We start from the raw sequence: 5,916 nt of genomic DNA, 5'->3' as shown, positions 1-5,916 counted from the left end.
TTTGTTAAATTTCATTAAATACAGTAGATTTTTGAACAACTTGTGCGTTACTTTGCAAAAAAAATTGCAAATGCTTCGTTGGATTATTTTTTTACTATTTGTAGCCATTTTGGAAATTTATGCCTTTCAGGCATTTAGAACCTTGGTCAAATCGAAGTGGTTTTTCATATTTTATTATGTTACTTCCGCTGTAGCTATAGCATTTATAGTTTACCAGTTGTTTCATTTTGATCGTAAAGTGGGACAAACACCTAAAACCATGCTCACCTTTGGCTTGTTGTTATTGTTGTATTTACCCAAATTACTGCTTACTATTATCTTGTTTGGAGAAGACCTGGTTCGTTTTGTGATGGGATTATTTTCATGGGCCACAAAAAACACAAGCGAAAGTTTCTTGCCTGAACGAAGAAAATTTGTCAGTCAAGTAGCATTAGGAATTGCTGCAATTCCATTTGTTTCCTTGTTATATGGCGTTACCTTAGGAAAATATAATTTCAAAGTGATCAAACAAACCCTGTTTTTTCCAGATTTGCCAGATGCATTTGACGGGACGACTATTACTCATATTTCAGATATACACAGTGGGAGTTTTGATGACGAAGCAAAAATTCAATATGCCATTGATTTGATCAATGCCCAAAATTCTGATTTGGTTTTGTTTACTGGCGACATTGTAAACACACATGCCAAAGAAATGGATCCATGGATTGATACGTTTAAAGGCATACACGCTCCAAAATATGGTAAATATTCCATTCTTGGAAATCATGATTATGGCGAATATGTAGAATGGAATTCTTCGGCTGAGAAACAGGCTAATTTTGAAGCCATTAAAGACATACATCGTAAAATTGATTTTAAATTATTACTGAACGAACACATAAAAATCGAAAATGGCCAGCACCAAATTGCACTTGTAGGAGTGGAAAATTGGGGCCGAAAATTTGGCGAGCGTGGCGATTTGAATTTAGCTGCAGAAGGTCTGACCAAAGAAGATTTTAAAATTGTAATGAGTCACGATCCCAGTCATTGGGATGAGAAAATACAGCACCACGAAAATCACTTTCATTTGACGCTATCGGGTCATACACACGGTATGCAGTTTGGCATTGAAATTCCGGGATGGATCAAATGGAGTCCGGTACAATATGTATATAAGCAGTGGGCTGGGTTGTATGAAAATGCTGGAAAATATATTTATGTTAATCGTGGTTTTGGCTTTCATGCCTATCCAGGGAGGGTTGGAATTATGCCTGAAATTACGGTTATAGAACTAAAAAAAGGAGAAAAAGTAGTGTAATTCATTAAAAATGCTACATTTGTATAATATTTTCGTGTGAAAAATATTTTTTTTGATACCAATAAATTCAATTTATGTCAAAATTTGGAGAACTTATCGATACTCAAGTACCTGTATTGATAGATTTTTTTACAGAGTGGAATGAACCATCAGTTGCGATGAATGAAGTCATTCGTCATGTTGCTGCTGCCTTAGGTGATAAAGCCCGCGTAATAAAAATTGATGTGGATAAAAATCAGGAATTAGCTGATGCACTTCGTATTAAAGGGTTGCCTACATTGATGATTTATAAAGAAGGTCAAATGGTTTGGAGACAAAGTGGAGAACTAGATGCCAATACCTTAATTTCTTTAGTGCAGGAGCAAGCTTAAATTTGCTGTGTAAGACCTTTTGTGTTTTCTAAGTTAAAACATCAAAAATACACCCATTATTTTTTAAGAAATGTAGTGCTTTCGGCAGTGCATATTTCAAATTTTTTTCTGCTTTGAGGCTATCGTGGAAAACAATAATACTTCCTTGTGCGCTTTTTGTAATTACATTATTAAGGCATTTTTCAGAGGAAATAGTCTTGTTATAATCGTGGCTCACCACATCCCACATAATGATTTTATATCCTAAATTTTGCAAGGCATTAACTTGATTGGGCGTGATTTTACCAAAGGGCGGCCGAAATAGCTTTGTGTTATTCGGGCCCCATTTTTTCATTTCTATTTCGCAACTTTGAACGTTTTGAACGTATTCTTTTGAGGTAGTTTTCCATCCTTTTAGATGATGGAACGTGTGGTTTCCGGTTTGGTGCCCTTCATTAAGAATTCTTTGGTAGATTTCAGGATGTTTTTGGATGTTTGCGCCTATACAAAAGAAGGTGGCTTTTATGCCTTCTGATTTCAAAAGATCCAAAACCCATTCGGTAACGGCAGGTATAGGACCATCATCAAATGTGAGGTATACTTTTTGCTCATTATTGGGAATGTCCCAAACTAAATTCGTAAAGATTAGTTTGACCCACCGAGGAGTTTTTGTCCATGTAATTTTCATAAAGTAAAAATACAATAAAAAAAAGGTGCTAAATTAAATTTTTCATTTAGCACCTGTGTATTTAATAACACTACTTATTCCATTTTTCTATTAAAAACAGCAAAACGTTTGTTGAAGTTGTTGAATTTGACTTTTTCTTTTTCGTAAAAGGCTCGATCTTCAGCTGCTCTTACAATTTCAAGTAAGCTTCTGTATTGTTCAATGTCCGAAACAATATCTGACGCATAATAATACTGTTCGGCTAATTTATAACCACTATAAAATGTTAAACTTTCTTGGTATTTTTGAATCAACTCGGAAACTACTTTTCTAGCTTTTTCTTTTTTCCCCACTTCATAATAACCCATAGCAAATGGCTCAACCATGGAGTAATATTCAAAATAAGCGATAGGCATTTTAGCCATAGCTAAATCAATTACTTTTTCTGCTTTTTCTTTTTCCCCTTCTATAATTAAAGTTTCCATCAAACGGGCTAAATTGGTTCGATAGGTAATGCTATTTTTGCGGGTTTCTGGATCGTGATAAATCGCAGGATTTCCACTGTTCCCCCAATCCCATTTCATTACAATATCATACATTTTATCGGCATCAATAGACCCCATTCGCATCGGGTTTGGATCGTCTGTTGGTGTTTTTAATGGCACCAGTTTAAAACACATTCCGTTCAATTGTAAATAATCTTTCATCCAAATGTAATCGTCTTCACCAAAGCTACCCCCTGTAAAATAAATGGGGCGTTTCCAATTGTTTTCATTTACGATATCCAACATCATCAATCGGTTTTTATAAAGTGCTTTTTCTTTAATTGTGAATTCAATTTGAGGTACTATTGAATCATAATATTTTGGATGAACCACTTTGTTTTTGATGATTGTGTTTTTATCAATGGGCAAAATCACTTTTTTAGAAGGAAAATAGTTGACTTTATTTCCGCTATCCAATGTAATCTTTGCTCTTTCATCTTCTAATGCCACAAATTTTAGTATTTCACTTAACAAGAGAGGTTCTTCGGTACGTTCTACAAACAAACTATAATCTCTGAAACTTCCTTTGTATTGCTCTCGATTAAACGAACTTGGTATGGGATCAGAATTGTGAGTTTTCATTTTCATTTGGTCAATATACCAATCGGTCATGAACAAGCTTGTACAAACGATTCGTATATCGGTTCTATAACCTTCAATTTCTTGCATGTACCACAACGGGAAGGTATCGTTATCTCCAATGGTAAATAAAATTGCATTGGGTTCGCACGAGTCCAAATACGCTTTTGCCATTGCTAAGGCGGTATATTTATTGGAACGATTATGGTCGTCCCAATTTTCTTTTGCAAGCAGTACTGGTGAAGCCAAAAAGCAAACAATTAAGACAAGCGGTAAGGCAATTTTTGGTTTGATATAGTTAATCACCCATTCAAAAATGGCATACACTCCAAAAGCAATCCACATGGCAAAAACATAAAATGATCCTACCAAAGCATAATCACGTTCTCTAGGTTCAAATGGTCTTTCGTTAAGGTAAATTTTGAGTGCCAGCCCGGTAAATAGAAATAAGGCAAGTAATACATAAAAACTCTTTACATCTTTTTTAGCATGATAAAATATTCCTATTAATGCTAAAATAAAAGGCAATCCAAAATAGATATTTCTTCCTTTATTATTTTGCATATCAGATGTAAGATTTTTTTGCGATCCTACTAATAATTCATCTATAAAAGAAATTCCAGTAATACAATTACCATTCATATCGTCATATTTTCCTTGGTTATCGTTTTGTCTTCCTACAAAGTTCCACAGAAGATAGCGACCATACATATAGCCAAATTGGTACTGAAACATAAATTTCATATTGGTGGCAAATGAGGGTTTTTCAACAATTAGATATTCCCCATAGGTATTTAGAAATTTATCGTACCCCTTTAAATCAATTTCGCCACTAGCAAAACCTTTTCTAAATTCAGTAACTATTTGCACCAACTCATCTTCATGTGAATATTCTGGGTTGATTTGAAACTCCAAGGGTTTGCCAAATGTCATATAGTTTACATTGTGTTCGTTACTCCACATGCGTGGTAAAAATGCCTTGTGTGCATCATCTGTATTTTGTTTGGCATTTTTAAAGTTATTAGTAATCACATAGGTATTTGTTGTATAGTCACGCTCATAATTAGGTTTGTCGTCTAAATAGGGAGTTACTGAATCTAATCCAGAATAAGCCTCTGAGAATTGTGGGCCATAAAATAACTTTTGCTCGCCATATTGTTCTCTATTATAATACGCTAATACTTCAGCAGCATCGGAAGGTTTGTTTTCATTAATAGGTGTATTCGCATTGGCACGAATAGGCAACATCAACCAAGTAGAGAATCCAATCAATATAAAGAGTATGGATAATATTAAGGTGTTGTAAAAAACATGCCCTTTTTTCTTGGTGTATTGTAAGCCAAAATAGAAGGCAGCTACTATAAACAGAAAAGCAAAAATAGTTCCTGAATTGAAGGGTAGTCCCAATTCATTTACCATAAAGATTTCGGTTTTACCAAAGAATCCTAAAGTAAAAGGCAATAATAATTTAAAAATAAACAGCAAAATAGCTACAATGACCACATTGGCAAGTAAGAAGCTTTTTACAGTAACCGTTTTGTATTTTTTAAAGAAGTAAAGAAATCCAATGGCTGGAAACGTTAATAAGGCCATAAAGTGCACGCCAAAGGATAAGCCGATAACTAATGAAATCAACAGCAACCATTTGTTGCCACGAGGCGTTTCCATTTCTTGTTCCCAACGCAATCCCAACCAAAATAAAAGTGCAATTAAAAAGGAGGCCATGGCATACACTTCGGCTTCAACGGCATTGTACCAAAAGCTATCTGTAAACGTAAAAGAAAGCGATGCGATAAGTGAACTTCCTAAGATCATTATGTTTTGAGAAGTAGTTACTTCTTTTGTGTGCCCGATAATTTTGCGCAGTAATAAGGTTAGTGACCAAAACAAAAACAGAACGGTAAAGGCACTTGAAAAAACAGAAAGATAATTCACCATTAATGCAATTTTATCAGCACTTGTTGCGAACATGGCAAAAAATGCACCTAACATTTGGAATAAAGGGGCTCCTGGAGGATGTCCTACTTCTAAATTTGCTGAGGTAGCAATGTATTCGCCACAATCCCAAAAACTAAGTGTGGGTTCAACGGTTAACGAATAAGTGAATAATGCAACTGCAAAAGCAAACCATCCGAGAATGGTATTCCATTTTTTAAAGTTGAATGAAGTCATATAATGAATAGGTTTCTTAATTTCAACTACAAAGAAACTATTTTTTTGTAGATATAAAATGTTAAATTAATTTTTTAATAAATTTTTTGGAAAAATTTGTAGAATACAAAATATGTACTACATTTGCACTCGCAATCGAAAAGGTTGTATGGGAATTGGCCCATGGTGTAATGGTAACACTCCGGTTTTTGGTACCGTCATTCAAGGTTCGAGTCCTTGTGGGCCAACAAAACCCTGCTATTTTTAGCAGGGTTTTTTATTTTTACATACCCCATTGAAGGGCAGTATATTACAAAAAAAACG

General features: G+C 34.5%; 4 protein-coding genes and 1 tRNA gene. 3 read left to right on the top strand and 2 right to left on the bottom strand.

Annotated features, from left to right (window positions below; translation table 11 throughout):
* Positions 1-70 precede the first annotated feature (70 nt).
* A complete protein-coding gene (locus ACIQ6Z_RS08745; protein ID WP_396210511.1) occupies positions 71-1,300 on the top strand; it encodes a metallophosphoesterase in 1,230 nt (409 codons plus the stop codon).
* Between the two features lie 74 nt (positions 1,301-1,374).
* A complete protein-coding gene (locus ACIQ6Z_RS08740) occupies positions 1,375-1,671 on the top strand; it encodes a thioredoxin family protein (RefSeq protein WP_396198033.1) in 297 nt (98 codons plus the stop codon).
* Between the two features lie 28 nt (positions 1,672-1,699).
* On the opposite strand, the gene ACIQ6Z_RS08735 is transcribed toward ACIQ6Z_RS08740, so the two are convergent.
* On the bottom strand, positions 1,700-2,338 hold the full coding sequence (locus tag ACIQ6Z_RS08735) for a polysaccharide deacetylase family protein (protein ID WP_396210510.1): 639 nt from the start codon (positions 2,336-2,338) through the stop codon (positions 1,700-1,702).
* A gap of 74 nt (positions 2,339-2,412) precedes the next feature.
* Complete coding sequence (locus ACIQ6Z_RS08730) at positions 2,413-5,613, bottom strand: DUF2723 domain-containing protein (RefSeq protein WP_396210509.1); 3,201 nt, start codon at positions 5,611-5,613, stop codon at positions 2,413-2,415.
* Between the two features lie 156 nt (positions 5,614-5,769).
* Between ACIQ6Z_RS08730 and ACIQ6Z_RS08725 the strand changes: the two genes are divergently transcribed.
* Positions 5,770-5,840 (top strand) — tRNA-Gln (locus tag ACIQ6Z_RS08725).
* Positions 5,841-5,916 lie beyond the last annotated feature (76 nt).

The sequence above is a fragment of the Flavobacterium sp. genome (assembly GCF_044376915.1).
Taxonomy (GTDB): domain Bacteria; phylum Bacteroidota; class Bacteroidia; order Flavobacteriales; family Flavobacteriaceae; genus Flavobacterium.
This window is presented reverse-complemented; position numbering and strand designations above follow the sequence as displayed.

Excerpts from the sequence above, each read along its gene's own strand:
- ACIQ6Z_RS08740 (WP_396198033.1), top strand. The coding sequence starts at position 1,375 with ATGTCAAAATTTGGAGAACTTATCGATACTCAAGTACCTGTATTGATA.
- ACIQ6Z_RS08730 (WP_396210509.1), bottom strand. The coding sequence starts at position 5,613 with ATGACTTCATTCAACTTTAAAAAATGGAATACCATTCTCGGATGGTTT.
- ACIQ6Z_RS08745 (WP_396210511.1), top strand. The coding sequence starts at position 71 with ATGCTTCGTTGGATTATTTTTTTACTATTTGTAGCCATTTTGGAAATT.
- ACIQ6Z_RS08735 (WP_396210510.1), bottom strand. The coding sequence starts at position 2,338 with ATGAAAATTACATGGACAAAAACTCCTCGGTGGGTCAAACTAATCTTT.